Origin of the sequence: Escherichia sp. SCLE84 (assembly GCF_012584495.1) — a bacterium.
Lineage (GTDB): Bacteria > Pseudomonadota > Gammaproteobacteria > Enterobacterales > Enterobacteriaceae > ECMA0423.
Window position 1 is genome coordinate 2,861,264 of record NZ_CP051430.1, and the last position, 13,725, is coordinate 2,874,988.

Here is a 13,725-nt window from a genome sequence, read left to right on the forward strand (position 1 = left end):
TCTTAATCAGGCGGCTGCACCCGCCGGTTTCTCATACTTACTGATAGTGATCTCGACCTTCCCTTTCGGGATAACCGGTCCCCACTCCACCAGCATTCTTTTCACCTGTCTGTCGTCTTCCCACACACCCGCGTGGGTCAGGGCGTCAAACAGAGCCTTGTTATAGTTGTCCAGATCGCGGATCCGGTTATCCGGAGGAAACAACACGATCTCCACTGAAGCAGGTGCCGACGTTGGTTTCGGCAGACAACGTAACTGCTCAACTATTGCTGCGCACGCCGCGCTCTGAAATTTTCGCCCCGCCTCGCTTATCAGGCTCTTACCAGCAAATGCCCCTTTGTTGGGGTGTCGCCAGTACGTGTTCACACTGGGCGGGAAAGGAAGGATCAACTTCATACTTTCAGGCCCCTCTCATGTAACCAGTGGGCTGCACGCAACCTAGCGTTCTCCTCACCGGCAAGCAGTGCGCGGATGATACCGACCGCTTCGCTGTCGTCGTCCTTCACTGCGGTATGAAGCGTGATCCCCCGGGCCACGCCACGCTTTATCGTGATGACGCCTTTTTTCTCCAGTGCGCGAAGATGCTCCACCGCTGCATTCACTGAACGGTATCCCAGCATGGTTGCCACCTCCTGATTGGTTGGCGGAAAGCCACGCTCTTGCTGGTAAGAAATCAGCATATCCAGCACCTGCTGCTGGCATTGAGTTAACGTCGTCATGCCGCCATCTCCCTGACAAGTTTTTCTGCCTGCTGGCGAACCTGCGCCAAAAACGCCTCACCACATGCCTCAAGTTCATCGCGCCCGATGTAGCTGATTGCTGGTCCCTTCCAGGTCTTGTCGAAAACAGCAATAGCACCAGCGAAGAAAGCGCCTGTCGGCACCTGCTTCTCATCCTTCGGGATAAACCAGGCAGGCAGTTCAAAACCAATACGCCCGCGAATAAAAGCAATATGGTCTGCATCTTCCGGCCACCACACTTCGCTGGTGGCAGCTTTGATCAGGAAAACATAGCGCCCGCCTTTATCACGCATAGCACTGGCATGTTTCATGATGTAACGCATGCCGGTGATGTATTGCCCCTCATGCTGACTGGCGCGGCTGTACGGGGGATTACCAAAGGCAGCACCTTTAAGCTCCGCAAGACGTTCTGACCAGTCATGCGCCAGCGCGTTGTCTTCCGCAGTGTAATAAGCGGCACATTTGGCGTTATCACCATCAGTAAACAGATCCAGAACAAACGGGCCAAACAGGGTGTTAATTCCCCAGAAAATGTTGTCCGGCGTGCGCCACTGATCGCCCACTTCCTTCAGTTCATGGGCTGGTTTGTTCCGCAGCTCCACCAGCGCCTGGCAATATTTATTACTCATTAAGCCCCCACGTAATTCCCTGACAGATACCACTCTTCACCCGATGCAGCGCGCTTGCTGCTTTTCCGTAAGCACCGCTCACGATGCGCCAGAAAATTGTTTCGTTCTGGCTGGGAGTGGCTTTCACGGAATGCCTCCATCCACACCGTTGCAGCTCGACGGTATAAGCCCCTGGACTCCAGTTCTTCCGCCTGGCGAGTCAGGCACAAAATCACCTGCGGGTCGTTAGTGCCAACATAGAAATTGCGCACAGGTCTGGTTTCACGAACTGGTTGTGGTTCCGGCTCCTGTGCTCTCTCAGTCAGGCGCGGGAAATGTCTGCGTGTATCTCCTTCACAACGGTGAGCCACACGCCCACCCTGACGTAACTTGCTTGCTGACTGCAGAACGCGCTGCCGTGAGTAACCTGCAAAAGCATCCGCAATGTCTCCGGAAGTACACCCCGGATGGGCTTCAATGAATTTCTGAACTTCATTCAAAAGACTCATGATCACCCCCTGAATCCTGCCGGGATCTGGCTGTAGTCCACATTGTCGTAACTGGCTTTGAAGTACGGGTCTTCGCGTTTTTCTGTGTGCGTGCTGACGGACGGCGATAAGCGCAGGGAAAGCTCATCCCATTTTTCCCGCAACTTCGACGGGCTGAGCACGTTACGGCACCAGAACGGATCGCGGCTGACGCGGCTGTACATCTCGCAGATTTGTTTGTGAGTACGACCATCCTGCACACACATCAGGCGAATTTCATTTGCCCAGGCTGTCCAGTTCGGTTCTTTGGGACGAACCACCTCGCCGTCACATTCGGCGGCCTGCTCGTACAGGGCGATGATTTTTTTCCAGAGCCACTGTGCGCAGGTCAAATCATCCTGCGTTCCCCACTGGCGCTTTTTAGGGCTGAATACAACCGCATCAGGATGGCGAGTTAAAAAATCCTGTTCATCCGTCTGCGTGTCCGGTTGCGAAGCGTCCGGACGAGAAGGTTTTTTATCTGACGGATCATGTTTTGATTTTACTGACGGATCCCCGCCAGATTCTGACGGGTGAAAACCCGCTTTTTTGCCAGATTTCGACGCATCAAATTTTGACGGGTCAGATTTTGATGCGTCAGATTTTGACGGGTCAGAATCTGACAGTTGAGAAAATGCCGCTGCCTGAAGCTTCGCAACGTTAAGCTGATAAACATTCGACGCATTGCGGTTACCCTGGCGACGCGCCTTACGCGTTAACCAGCCTTCTGCTTCCAGCCGTGCGATAGCCGTTCTGACGGTACTCATCCCCGCGCCAATCTGGCGGGCAATGGTTTCAATTGATGGCCAGCACACACCTTCGTCATTACTGAAATCAGCCAGGCGGGCCATAATTGCCACGCTGGATAACTTCATGCCTGACGCAGCGCAACCATCCCATACATAGCCGGTTAATTTAGTGCTCATGACCGACCTCTATTTCCCTGAATTTACGACGAAACTGTTCGAGCGGGCTGAAGCACTCATGCTCATAGCCTTCGCGGAGGTAGATAACCCGTTGTGTTTCCGGTTCCCAACGAATGACTCTGACGGGCACTCCGTAGTGATCTTTGAACCAGCGGTTAACTTGTTGCAAAGGACTGTCTCCTTCTGCCGGTTGAAATCACCCACAGCCCACTCTGCAAATCTGTGGGTTACAATTTCCCTGTCACCTGGTACATTCACTGCATAGCAATACTCCACCTTCGCTTTTCCACCCGGTACAGGAAGCGCAATCAGTTGCGAGCGACGGTAGTGTGTTGTTAAACTGTTCATGCGTTAGTTTCTCCACAACCAGAAGCAATCGACGCCACGACGCCCGGAGCTGCACACTCGCGGGCGTTACTCTTTTCCGGCGCACAAAAAACACGAAATAACAGTGTTAAATGCTCCTGCCACTTCGCCATTACTTGGTAGCTGTTCTCTTCGATTTGCTCACGCTCAGCCTGGTCAATAACTCCATCAGCAGTTGCCTTGCGTAAGTACTGGGAATGCTTGCCAATCCATTCTATTGACTCCATCAGCCGCTGATTAATGTCACCATTGTCAATGTCATCAATGACCACCAGCGGCACAAACACCCCATTACTACGACGGGCTATTGCATCTGTTACATGCCTGGTACCACTGGCATCCTGTAAAACCATGGCCCACTCAAGTGGAAAAATTTGATCCCCACCGCTACGCAGTCTGTTATGCAATTGATCTTTTGCTGGGGTGATATCATCAGATTTATACAAACCAAGAATTTCTGCTGCTTCCTCATAGCCATGAGGTAAATCAGCAATCGTTCTTCGTATTGCTGCCACCAGCCATGCTGGTTGTTTATCAACTTTCCATTCAGGTTCTTTACCCACGGTTAATTCCTCATTTCTGTGGTGTTTTTATGCCGCAGCACTGTTAGTCTTTTGATATAAAGACACGTCAACTTTCAGTTTCCCGTTAGTAATTTTTTCTAACTGGTACGCTCGGCCTTCAGGAATAATCTCAGGCCACTCTGAAACAGACGGATGCTTAATACCTAGGGCTTCGGCGGTTTTACAAACTCCGCCGAAATAATTAATCACGTCGGATTTCCGCATTTCTGTCTCCCGTTAAATTACGTTAAGCAGAAATGTAGGATATCAAACATGCCAATGTCAAGAATCCTACATGGGCATGTGGTAGGATTGCCTACATGATGAACATGAGTGATCGTATTCGCCAAAGGCGAAAAGAACTGAACCTGACACAACAAGCACTGGCTGATTTGACTGGTGTGAACCGTGTCACGGTTACTGGATGGGAAAAGGACGACTACCAACCAAATGGAGCCAACCTTCAAGCCCTAGCCAACGCACTTAAATGCGATCCTCTGTGGCTTGTTAGCGGAAAAGGCTCGCCTGAACCAAAGATAAATCTAAAACCTGAAATATTCGCAGTTAAAAAAGTCCCCCTCATCTCGTGGGTTCAGGCGGGTTCATGGACAATGACGGAGCCTGGTGTCAGGAAAGAAGATGCTGAAGAGTGGGTTTATACTACCGCCCTTGTATCAGAAATGGCATTTGCACTACGGGTCCGTAGTGATTCAATGACCAATCCCCTCGGCTCACCATCGATACCAGAAGGTTCTATCGTTATCGTAGAGCCAGATATTATTGATACAGAGTGTATTAACGGAAAAATCGTTGTTGCCCATATCAATGGTGGGCAAGAAGCGACACTCAAAAAATTTGTTGAGGACTGGCCGAACAGGTATCTCGTCCCACTAAATCCTAACTATAAAACTATTGAATGCGGTGAAAACTGCAGAATAGTTGGTCTTGTCAAACAAGTAATAATGGATTTTTGACACATCTTCCTCACTATCGCAAAACCGGGGTATCCCCGGTTTTTTTATGAGCCTATCTTTTTATGTAGGATAACCAACATAAACTCTTGACACTTACATGTTGGATATCCTACATTTGTTTTTAGAGTTGTGGTGAATGCGCAGGCTGATGCGCGAAAGACATTGCAGCTATTGCGGAAAAGAGCTGTTCGGCGGGGCAATTAAACGCCCGTGAGAGTCTGAAATAACCGCAAACCGGAGATCAGCACCGGTCACCACAACAGCCACTGCTTTGGCGGTACCAGTTTGTACACTTGCTTCCGGCTGGTACCGCTCTTTTTACAAAACAGAGAAGAGCATCACCGGACGACGGGCCCATAACCCAATCCATCCGGGCGGCTGCCACCGCAGGTGTTCTTCTCTGTTTTGTGGAGAAACCAACCGACCTTGCAGGGTCGATATGATGAGGAGCAGCAAAATGGCTAGCGAACGCAGTACTGATGTACAGGCATTTATCGGGGAGCTGGACGGCGGCGTATTTGAACCAAAATCGGCGCAGTTCTCAGTGAAGTCGCTTCCGGTGTGATGAACACGAAAACCAAAGGTAAGGTCTCACTCAACCTGGAAATCGAACCATTTGATGAGAACCGTGTGAAAATCAAACACAAACTCTTATATGTTCGCCCGACTAACCGCGGGAAAATTTCCGAAGAAGACACCACCGAAACGCCGATGTATGTCAATCGCGGTGGTCGCCTGACTATTCTGCAGGAAGACCAGGGACAATTACTGACTCTTGCCGGTGAACCTGACGGAAAACTCCGCGCAGCAGGTCATTAATATCGTTCTTAATTAACTGATTATTTATCTCATCACTGAATATCTTTATATAGTGAGGACTTATTATGTCTCAGAACTTAGACGCAACCGCAATTAATCAAATCCATGCCCTTATTTCCGCTCAGGGTGTTAATGAAATTATCAGTAAGATTGGTGCCGACGCAGTGGCATTACCTGAAAATTTCCGCATTCATGATCTGGAAAAATTTAATTTAAATCGCTTCCGTTTCCGTGGTGCGCTTTCCACTGCCAGCATCGATGACTTTACCCGTTATTCTAAAGATCTTGCAGATGAAGGCACCCGCTGCTTTATCGATGCTGATAATATGCGTGCCGTCAGTGTGCTTAACCTGGGTACTATTGATGAACCAGGTCACGCAGATAACACCGCCACACTCAAACTGAAAAAGACAGCACCGTTCTCTGCTCTGTTGTCTGTTAACGGCGAGCGTAACTCCCAGAAGTCACTGGCAGAATGGATTGAAGACTGGGCCGACTACCTTGTGGGCTTTGATGCTAATGGTGACACCATTCAGGCAACAAAAGCGGCTGCGGCGGTCCGTAAAATCACGATTGAAGCAAACCAGACCGCTGATTTTGAAGATAATGACTTCAGCGGCAAACGCTCCCTGATGGAGTCTGTCGAAGCGAAGACCAAAGACATTATGCCAGTGGCATTTGAATTTAAATGCGTTCCGTTTGAAGGCCTGAAAGAACGTCCATTTAAATTACGCCTCAGCATTATCACTGGCGATCGTCCTGTACTGGTTCTGCGCATTATTCAGCTGGAAGCGGTGCAGGAAGAAATGGCTAACGAATTTCGTGATCTGCTTGTTGAGAAATTCAAAGACAGCAAAGTAGAAACCTTTATTGGTACTTTCACCGCCTGATTTCATTACTGCAAATGCCCCTGCGGGGGCATTTATGGAAACGTAATTAACTCAATAATCACCGAATGGTGAGGGCTTCCTTTTACCAGAATTCAGCGCGGTGCAGTGCATATACGTGGAGAACAAAATGTCATTTATTAAAACTTTTTCCGGGAAGCATTTTTATTATGACAAGATAAATAAAGACGACATCGTTATTAACGATATCGCGGTTTCCCTTTCAAATATCTGTCGCTTTGCAGGACATCTTTCACACTTCTACAGCGTCGCCCAACATGCGGTGCTTTGCAGCCAGCTGGTACCGCAGGAATTTGCTTTTGAAGCGTTAATGCATGATGCAACAGAAGCATATTGTCAGGACATCCCCGCACCACTGAAACGCCTTCTTCCTGACTATAAACGGATGGAAGAAAAAATAGACGCCGTAATCCGTGAGAAATACGGGTTACCTCCTGTTATGAGCACGCCAGTGAAATATGCCGATCTCATTATGCTGGCAACCGAACGCCGCGATCTCGGGCTTGATGATGGTTCTTTCTGGCCTGTACTGGAAGGTATCCCGGCGACAGAGATGTTCAAAGTTATTCCACTGTCACCAGGCCATGCCTACGGGATGTTTATGGAACGTTTTAACGAGTTATCGGGGTTACGCAAATGCGCATGAATGTTTTCGAAATGGAAGGGTTTCTTCGCGGGAAATGTGTACCGCGAGATCTGAAAGTGAACGAAACAAACGCTGAGTACCTGGTGCGTAAATTTGCTGAAGCTGAGGCCAAGTGCGCGGCGCTGGCTGAACGTATCGAAGAGTTACAGACAAAACCTACGCCAGATTCGTTTGGCATCATCGGTGAAAACATTCGAACACAGGATAATCGAATAACGTCAGACCCTATGTTTTGTGTGTATCAAAAGCGCGAAATTGTTGTTGATGCTGATTATGACTATGACCGGATTGTCTGGGTTGATGAAGATAGCAATGAAGCCAATAAACTCCAAAGTCGTCGTCTCGAACTACTTCATGAAAACTTTCGGGAACCACCAGAAAAATGGCGGCGCGTTGCTGTGAAAGATATTGATGAATTCGTTACCTGCTGTTTCACCGAACAGGGTTGTAAAGACTACCTGGCAGCCAATGGTCACAATCTTCGCTTGCCATTTATATATGTAAAAAGCGGTTTCAGGAACGCTGAATATATCGGCATAAGAAACTGGCTTGCTGGCATTCGCATCAAAGGAGAGTGAGATGATCGGACAAATATCAATTGTTCGACCGGGAGCATGTGACGATCGCGAGATACGAATGATTATTCGTCTGGCAATAGGGAAAACAATAACTGCTCTCATTACTCCTGAAAATCTCGCATTAGCGTTAACAGGAAAGTCAGACCTGCCAGTAGAGCTAAAGCTGCGAAATATTGAGATTAAAGTGAAATAGTTATGAATACTCTTACCAAAGAATGGTTACAGAACACGATTACCGGAATTGAGTCGATAATAGACGATAAATCGTTTGTATGTAGTGAAATAGCATTCGAAATAGGTGTGGTTAACAACATACTTACCGCATTTAAAATTGCACTGGCATCGCTGGAAGCAGATCCAGTTGCTTATATTTTCAAACATCCGGCCGGGAAATTATTCTGGGCTTTAACTGATGAAAGCAATAAAGAGCAAGCTGACGTTATTCCTGTTTATGCTGCCGCGCCTGCGTCGGTTGTGCCGGATAATGCATCAGAGCCTCTTGCTTATGCTTACAAAGAGCTTACGCCTGAGATTATGCGCAACCATTTAGCTGTATTCGAGCGATATGGAATAGCCCCAAACGATAGCTCTACCACAATTCAGGCACTGCGAATCGCGCTGGATGGCATAGAGCGGAGCGGCGCCATGCTTCATGGTGCCGAACCTGTAAGCCAAACTTACAAGTTGCCTCCCCTGTCATCCAACGAAGTAAACGACGCGGCATGGAAATTACGCAACATGCTTACTGAACACGGTCCTCTTAATGGGCGTCAGTTCAACAATCTGAAAGGTTGCTTCTATGAGGCATTAAAGGTCGCAATGCGCAACTATCCGGTAACTCCGGATAGTTGGATAAGCTGTAGTGATCGAATGCCAGAAATGGGAGAGCGACAATGCTATGCGTTAGCGGCTGACTTTAAAAACAACTACCCGCCACACATCCCCAACACTCAGGTCGGCGTATATGGCGACTGGTTTAATGATGGCGATCCCACTTGGGTTGACGGTGATGGCGAAGACCTGTATCTCAAAGAGGTAACCCACTGGATTCCGCTACCAGAACCGCCGCAGGAGGTGAAGTGATGAACAACTTAATGATCGACCTTGAGACGATGGGGAAAAATAAGGATGCACCGATCGTTTCCATTGGCGCGGTGTTCTTCACTCCAGAAACCGGAGACATCGGACAAGAATTCTATACGGTTGTTAGCCTGGAAAGTGCTATGGGGCAAGGAGCTACACCTGACGGCGATACCATCCTGTGGTGGTTGAAACAAAGCCCTGAAGCACGAGCTGCAATCTGTATTGATGATACTTTGTCGATCAGCGATGCTCTCTCAGAACTAAATCATTTCATTAACCGGCACGCAGACAATACGAAATATTTAAAAGTCTGGGGTAACGGAGCCACCTTCGACAACGTAATTTTACGTGGAGCTTATGAGCGAGCAGGACAAATCTGTCCGTGGGCATACTGGAATGACCACGATGTACGCACGATCGTTACGCTTGGGCGTTCCATCGGATTCGACCCCAAAATGGACATGCCTTTCGATGGCGAACGGCACAACGCCATGGCTGATGCCCGTCATCAGGCAAAATATGTTTCCGCTATCTGGCAGAAATTAATTCCTGCCACCAGCACAGAATTATGATTTTCCCGGGTGCAGCCGGTTTTGATGGAGAAAATTATGAACACCTTGTTTTTACTGATGGCTGAATTCAATACCCCTAACATTGAACTCTCAGCAGTTAGCCAAAAGTACTTTGGCATGAGTCCAGCCACGGCAGAAGCAAAAGCAAACGCTTGTAAGTTGCCCGTTCCAACATATCGCATCGGCACATCACAAAAAGCAAAACGTTGCATCAATATTCAGGATCTTGCGGAATACATAGACAAAAGACGAGAAGAAGGACGTATCGAGTGGGAACAGGTCAGAACAAGCAAACAGAAGGGCAAAGAACATCACTAAATAAAAAACCCGCCTAAAGGCGGGTTTTCAAAAAGCACCAGCTATGATCATGCTGCTTTGCGACGACGAAGCTTACCCTGCTGCTCTTTACCAGAGACAGTAGCGTGAGTGAACGCATTAGGAGCAGCCTTCATCAGAACTTCAACAGCAGCACCCATACCTGCGAATGCTTTCATTGTGTCGAACTTAACCTGTGGCTTGGTTGCTTTTTGATCTTCCATAGAAAACTCCTGAAGTTATACCGAAACAATTCCTGTTGTTTACTCATCATCAATAGATGATACGCAATATTTATTTTTAAATTTAAGGTTCTTTGGCGTAACTTCATCAGAGATATCAAAACCGTCCAGAATTCTATTGAATGTAGCTTCTGGCATATCATCATGAACAGAAATCTCACCCGATCGCTGCTTTCTAACCATGTTATCCACTCGCCAAATTATAGCTTCAGCGTAAACAACATAACTTGGATGCTTGATAAAGCGATGATCACCAGAATTCAAGACGCAAGACGGATCGTGGGGGACACCATCCTTGATACTAGAAATATTAACAACTAAAACACAATAACAATCGTTAACGGGGTAATAAACAGGATCATTACAAATCACATGAAGATGATTGCATGGCCCAGTTGGGGCAAGCACAGTTCCTTTCCTGTATGGCTGATAATCCGTCATGATAATTGCAAAGAAAATTCCTTAAGTTTCTGAGATTCTTCCATTTTGCCAATTATGCGATTAGCCTCATCCTCGCTTTTACCCTCACTGATCAGCATTTCTTTCAGGTCTATAGGCTTACGAGAATTGCCAGGATCGTGCCACTCTGGACAAACGCTTTCTAAATGCGTCATATTTGCGAGATCAAATCGGTTCATATGCCCATACCGAGAATAGATTTCATCTAAAATCCGGATATCTGCACGACTCAATTCATCAAAGACCTCGTCTGCATCCATTTCCCTCGGATCTGAACGCAACGATACATTATGCCCGTTCGTCTCTATCAAGTTGTACCAGTAGTCACCAATGCCTTCAGCCTTACCGCGAATCAAGTTCAGCGTATTCGACATGACTGGTCCAAATTTCATAGAGTAAAGGCTATCTTCGCCGATCATCCTGCCATGCTTCAAAATCGACTGGCGGTTAGACAGATAGAGCAACTTCATCAATTTCAGATATGCCATGCGCCCACCTCGCTTAAGAAGTAGGTATGCAGCCATTTGAGCTACTTTTTCTTCGCAAAACATATAAGAAACCTCAAAGATAGTGAACTTTATAATTATTCTCGATACTTCATGGGTTGCTTCATCACCAACACGAGCTTCTTATGGTGTGCCCACTTGGGCCTAAGCAACCAGTTACCTCGTTTGTCAAGTTTATAGCTGGCTTTAACCATGGTCAATTGAAGTGATGAGCAAATGATGCTTTCTAAAAATAACAGGTTCCCAATAGGCTCCCACAGAGTGTATAACTACTTGTTTTTCAACAACGGTACATCCTATCGAGCATTGGTGCAACGCTAAACCGACCACTCCAGTGAACGTCAGTTTTTTCAGGCATTGCGCTGGTTTGGTTGATTTTTTGCATTTCAGAATTACCGTGCATTTTCAAATGTAGAGATTATTTTATCGATATATCATTGGGTTATGTTATTCAGCATCACTGTTCAGGAGGCTCAATAGCGGGGTACTATACCATAACAACAGGAAGCGCCTGTCTCATTGCAAAAGAAAATTGAGATCAAATCAAGGCATGAAGCTCTCACGAAGTGATGGAAATAATCTTATTAGCCGTTAGCCTTGTTAAGGACAATGATAAACAATCCAGGTTCGACGATAAATAAAAAATCACACATTAAACTCCGGTGATATCTCTTCCTGCTAATGGCACTGATAGAAGAAAAAAGAACCCAATAAGTATTAGGTTCTTTTATGTAATGCCTTCCATACCATCGAAGAACTTCACATATTATTTCGCCGATTTAACCCCGAATAAATCATAAATTAAATTAGAAGTATCTGTAAGTATTTTAATCTTTTCCTTTGAGTTTGGGTCAAACGACTTAGCAAAGTCAATTAATTTCGGTGCAGAATCTCGCATTTTGCTTAAAATATCAGGTTCGAGCTTTCCTTCATTCACCAGAAGTGACATTTTATCCAGATAGTCATCAAATTTCATCCCCCCCCCGGTCCGCCAGATGCTTCATCTCTCCCAGGTACTTCTTCATATCACGTTGAGATAATTCTTCAAACTGAGCTGTCAGATAGTTCTCATTATATTCATTAATATTCACTTTTTCTGCTCCGGCTAAATCTGTGTAGGCACTAGAATATGAAAGTGAAATTAACAGCGAAGCAAATAATTTTAAGCTGTTGTCATCATGTTCCTGGCAGGCATTAACAAACGTTAAAAAACCAGAACCTATTGCTTGAAAATGTATATTCGCTAAAGGTTCATTATCCTTAGATTCCTCATAAAATAGCTGAACCGTGGAGGGAAGGCCATTCTTAGTTTCTACATCAAAAGTACATCGTTCAATGGGAGTCGCATCTTTATTATCCCCAGGATTACATATACTATTAATCGCGAAATGAAAAATAGCCCGGTCAACAACTGATGCAATAAAGTCACGATCGTTTAAATCCTCATCAGTGCAATCGTCAATATACTTATTGACCCACACTTTGAGATTAGTTATTTGCTCAATTAAAAACACATTTTTTTACGTGCATGCCATAAATTATGAGTGATTCTTTGAATAAACAAATCTATTTTTGCAATAATTATATCCCGATGACGCAGCGCTGAATAATCAATAGACTTACCATATATATTATTTAATTTACCTTTGATTGTACCTCTATTATCTAATTTATCTTTGGTTGCATCTATATTATCTAATTTATCTTTGTTTGCATCTTTATTATCGAATTGATTTGAATTGAGTGTTTTATTAAAGTATCCAGTTGCACCGGGTATTATCTTCAACATGATTCATCTACCTTTTTTGTCGTACCGTGTCCTCCTTATAAGTGTTTTGCCATCTGGTCACTATCAAAAATCGCTCATAATTTCTGAACTACAGGTATGCGATCAAACCCAGTTAAATAAATAGCGAGTTAACTTGAAGCAATTTATTTAAAAATGAATTATTAATTATTATCGTGTTGATAATGGTACGACCAAGCAACACAACACCTTACGTACAAAACAGAAAATCAACATTACGGCAACAATAAGGGTTCTCGGTGTTTTTCCTGGAACATGGTAAAGTAAGGACATTCTTAACCCCCACTTTGAGGTGCCCGATGGAAAAGACCACAACGCAGGAGTTATTAGCGCAGGCTGAAAAAATCTGCGCGCAGCGTAATGTGCGCCTGACCCCACAGCGCCTGGAAGTGTTGCGCCTGATGAGTCTGCAGGATGGCGCTATCAGCGCTTATGATCTGCTTGATTTGCTGCGCGAAGCTGAACCGCAAGCCAAGCCGCCAACGGTTTATCGCGCGCTGGATTTTCTGCTTGAGCAAGGTTTTGTGCATAAGGTGGAATCCACCAACAGTTATGTGCTCTGTCATCTGTTCGACCAGCCCACGCATACGTCAGCCATGTTTATTTGCGATCGCTGCGGCGCGGTGAAAGAAGAGTGTGCAGAAGGCGTGGAAGACATTATGCATACGCTGGCGGCAAAAATGGGGTTTGCCCTGCGGCATAATGTGATTGAAGCACATGGGCTCTGTGCGGCATGCGTGGAAGTGGAAGCGTGTCGTCATCCTGAACAGTGCCAGCATGATCACTCTGTGCAGGTGAAAAAGAAACCGCGTTAAGAGGGCGTACATCCTTGTACACGTCGGGCAGGAGGGATTAATTACCAGCGATATTCATTGCGGGTTTCCCAATCCACGACCTCTTTTTCTGCCTGATCTTTCTGATAACCATAACGTTCCTGGATTTTACCGACCAGTTGATCACGTTTACCTTCAATGATCGTCATATCATCATCGGTCAGTTTGCCCCATTGCTCTTTCACTTTACCTTTAAACTGTTTCCAGTTACCGCCGGCTTCATCTTTATTCATAATCAAGACCTCATCGTTAG

General features: G+C 46.1%; 23 protein-coding genes and 4 pseudogenes. 11 read left to right on the forward strand and 16 right to left on the reverse strand.

From position 1 onward, the window contains the following. Positions 1-6: 6 nt before the first annotated feature. The 8 genes from HGD79_RS13975 to HGD79_RS14010 all read right to left on the reverse strand — a co-directional run bounded on the left by HGD79_RS13975 (position 7) and on the right by HGD79_RS14010 (position 3,955). Positions 7-396 (reverse strand): RusA family crossover junction endodeoxyribonuclease, encoded by a 390-nt coding sequence (locus HGD79_RS13975; RefSeq protein WP_112875663.1) that lies wholly within the window; start codon positions 394-396, stop codon positions 7-9. Continuing rightward, on the reverse strand, positions 393-719 hold the full coding sequence (locus HGD79_RS13980) for a LexA family transcriptional regulator (RefSeq protein WP_000210187.1): 327 nt from the start codon (positions 717-719) through the stop codon (positions 393-395). Before HGD79_RS13980 ends, HGD79_RS13975 begins: the two co-directional genes overlap by 4 nt. Beyond that, positions 716-1,369 carry a phage N-6-adenine-methyltransferase gene (locus HGD79_RS13985; protein WP_000066917.1) on the reverse strand — a complete coding sequence of 218 codons (654 nt, stop codon included), beginning with the start codon at positions 1,367-1,369 and terminating at the stop codon, positions 716-718. Before HGD79_RS13985 ends, HGD79_RS13980 begins: the two co-directional genes overlap by 4 nt. Then, positions 1,369-1,863: a PerC family transcriptional regulator gene (locus HGD79_RS13990; RefSeq protein WP_119188319.1), complete on the reverse strand. Its 495-nt coding sequence runs from the start codon at positions 1,861-1,863 to the stop codon at positions 1,369-1,371. Before HGD79_RS13990 ends, HGD79_RS13985 begins: the two co-directional genes overlap by 1 nt. Next, on the reverse strand, positions 1,860-2,801 hold the full coding sequence (locus tag HGD79_RS13995) for a helix-turn-helix domain-containing protein (RefSeq protein ID WP_000104953.1): 942 nt from the start codon (positions 2,799-2,801) through the stop codon (positions 1,860-1,862). The genes HGD79_RS13990 and HGD79_RS13995 overlap by 4 nt, the downstream gene beginning before the upstream one ends. Beyond that, the gene (locus HGD79_RS14000) at positions 2,791-2,970 is read right to left on the reverse strand and encodes a DUF4222 domain-containing protein (protein WP_001188051.1); all 180 of its coding nucleotides are present in this window, start codon (positions 2,968-2,970) and stop codon (positions 2,791-2,793) included. Before HGD79_RS14000 ends, HGD79_RS13995 begins: the two co-directional genes overlap by 11 nt. Positions 2,971-3,145: 175 nt before the next feature. After that, positions 3,146-3,730 carry a YmfL family putative regulatory protein gene (locus HGD79_RS14005; RefSeq protein WP_000514174.1) on the reverse strand — a complete coding sequence of 195 codons (585 nt, stop codon included), beginning with the start codon at positions 3,728-3,730 and terminating at the stop codon, positions 3,146-3,148. 27 nt (positions 3,731-3,757) lie between these two features. Continuing rightward, complete coding sequence (locus HGD79_RS14010) at positions 3,758-3,955, reverse strand: Cro/CI family transcriptional regulator (RefSeq protein ID WP_001231956.1); 198 nt, start codon at positions 3,953-3,955, stop codon at positions 3,758-3,760. Between the two features lie 95 nt (positions 3,956-4,050). Between HGD79_RS14010 and HGD79_RS14015 the strand changes: the two genes are divergently transcribed. The 10 genes and pseudogenes from HGD79_RS14015 (at position 4,051) to HGD79_RS14055 (ending at position 9,628) form a co-directional block, all read left to right on the forward strand. After that, positions 4,051-4,704 (forward strand): S24 family peptidase, encoded by a 654-nt coding sequence (locus HGD79_RS14015; protein ID WP_168848427.1) that lies wholly within the window; start codon positions 4,051-4,053, stop codon positions 4,702-4,704. Positions 4,705-5,161: 457 nt separating this feature from the next. Beyond that, positions 5,162-5,523, forward strand: a pseudogene (yfdP, locus tag HGD79_RS14020) (protein YfdP). 65 nt (positions 5,524-5,588) lie between these two features. After that, positions 5,589-6,413 carry a YfdQ family protein gene (locus HGD79_RS14025; RefSeq protein ID WP_000081297.1) on the forward strand — a complete coding sequence of 275 codons (825 nt, stop codon included), beginning with the start codon at positions 5,589-5,591 and terminating at the stop codon, positions 6,411-6,413. Between the two features lie 127 nt (positions 6,414-6,540). After that, positions 6,541-7,077 carry a 5'-deoxynucleotidase gene (yfdR, locus tag HGD79_RS14030; protein ID WP_000008180.1) on the forward strand — a complete coding sequence of 179 codons (537 nt, stop codon included), beginning with the start codon at positions 6,541-6,543 and terminating at the stop codon, positions 7,075-7,077. Next, a pseudogene (locus tag HGD79_RS26655) lies at positions 7,068-7,214 on the forward strand (hypothetical protein); the annotation flags it as partial. The gene yfdR and the pseudogene HGD79_RS26655, both read left to right, overlap by 10 nt. Beyond that, positions 7,191-7,655 (forward strand): annotated as a pseudogene (locus tag HGD79_RS14035) (hypothetical protein); the annotation flags it as partial. The pseudogenes HGD79_RS26655 and HGD79_RS14035, both read left to right, overlap by 24 nt. 1 nt (position 7,656) lies before the next feature. Then, positions 7,657-7,848 (forward strand): hypothetical protein, encoded by a 192-nt coding sequence (locus HGD79_RS14040; protein ID WP_001743084.1) that lies wholly within the window; start codon positions 7,657-7,659, stop codon positions 7,846-7,848. A 2-nt stretch (positions 7,849-7,850) separates the two neighbouring features. Beyond that, positions 7,851-8,738, forward strand: a complete 888-nt coding sequence (locus HGD79_RS14045; protein WP_039022220.1) for a DUF551 domain-containing protein — start codon at positions 7,851-7,853, stop codon at positions 8,736-8,738. Continuing rightward, positions 8,738-9,310 carry a 3'-5' exonuclease gene (locus HGD79_RS14050; protein WP_057688084.1) on the forward strand — a complete coding sequence of 191 codons (573 nt, stop codon included), beginning with the start codon at positions 8,738-8,740 and terminating at the stop codon, positions 9,308-9,310. The genes HGD79_RS14045 and HGD79_RS14050 overlap by 1 nt, the downstream gene beginning before the upstream one ends. A gap of 36 nt (positions 9,311-9,346) precedes the next feature. Then, positions 9,347-9,628, forward strand: coding sequence for a pyocin activator PrtN family protein (locus tag HGD79_RS14055; RefSeq protein ID WP_001093917.1), 282 nt, complete (start codon positions 9,347-9,349; stop codon positions 9,626-9,628). 47 nt (positions 9,629-9,675) lie between these two features. On the opposite strand, the gene HGD79_RS14060 is transcribed toward HGD79_RS14055, so the two are convergent. From HGD79_RS14060 to HGD79_RS26880, 7 genes and pseudogenes are all read right to left on the reverse strand, one after another. Then, on the reverse strand, positions 9,676-9,849 hold the full coding sequence (locus tag HGD79_RS14060; protein WP_000390072.1) for a hypothetical protein: 174 nt from the start codon (positions 9,847-9,849) through the stop codon (positions 9,676-9,678). Between the two features lie 39 nt (positions 9,850-9,888). Continuing rightward, a complete protein-coding gene (locus HGD79_RS14065; RefSeq protein ID WP_014640052.1) occupies positions 9,889-10,275 on the reverse strand; it encodes a hypothetical protein in 387 nt (128 codons plus the stop codon). Positions 10,276-10,304: 29 nt separating this feature from the next. Then, complete coding sequence (locus HGD79_RS14070; RefSeq protein WP_001339382.1) at positions 10,305-10,814, reverse strand: Panacea domain-containing protein; 510 nt, start codon at positions 10,812-10,814, stop codon at positions 10,305-10,307. Between the two features lie 316 nt (positions 10,815-11,130). Next, positions 11,131-11,235, reverse strand: a pseudogene (locus HGD79_RS14075) (tRNA-dihydrouridine synthase); the annotation flags it as partial. A 363-nt stretch (positions 11,236-11,598) separates the two neighbouring features. Continuing rightward, positions 11,599-11,808: a DUF2713 family protein gene (locus HGD79_RS26870; RefSeq protein WP_282100478.1), complete on the reverse strand. Its 210-nt coding sequence runs from the start codon at positions 11,806-11,808 to the stop codon at positions 11,599-11,601. Beyond that, positions 11,798-12,346 carry a DUF2713 family protein gene (locus tag HGD79_RS26875; protein ID WP_021514481.1) on the reverse strand — a complete coding sequence of 183 codons (549 nt, stop codon included), beginning with the start codon at positions 12,344-12,346 and terminating at the stop codon, positions 11,798-11,800. Before HGD79_RS26875 ends, HGD79_RS26870 begins: the two co-directional genes overlap by 11 nt. Then, positions 12,337-12,621 carry a hypothetical protein gene (locus HGD79_RS26880; protein ID WP_001324388.1) on the reverse strand — a complete coding sequence of 95 codons (285 nt, stop codon included), beginning with the start codon at positions 12,619-12,621 and terminating at the stop codon, positions 12,337-12,339. The genes HGD79_RS26875 and HGD79_RS26880 overlap by 10 nt, the downstream gene beginning before the upstream one ends. Positions 12,622-12,938: 317 nt before the next feature. On the opposite strand from HGD79_RS26880, the gene zur reads away from it, so the two are divergent. Next, positions 12,939-13,454, forward strand: coding sequence for a zinc uptake transcriptional repressor Zur (zur, locus tag HGD79_RS14085; RefSeq protein ID WP_001295691.1), 516 nt, complete (start codon positions 12,939-12,941; stop codon positions 13,452-13,454). 41 nt (positions 13,455-13,495) lie between these two features. On the opposite strand, the gene HGD79_RS14090 is transcribed toward zur, so the two are convergent. After that, complete coding sequence (locus tag HGD79_RS14090) at positions 13,496-13,705, reverse strand: CsbD family protein (protein WP_001030593.1); 210 nt, start codon at positions 13,703-13,705, stop codon at positions 13,496-13,498. Between the last annotated feature and the right edge of the window lie 20 nt (positions 13,706-13,725).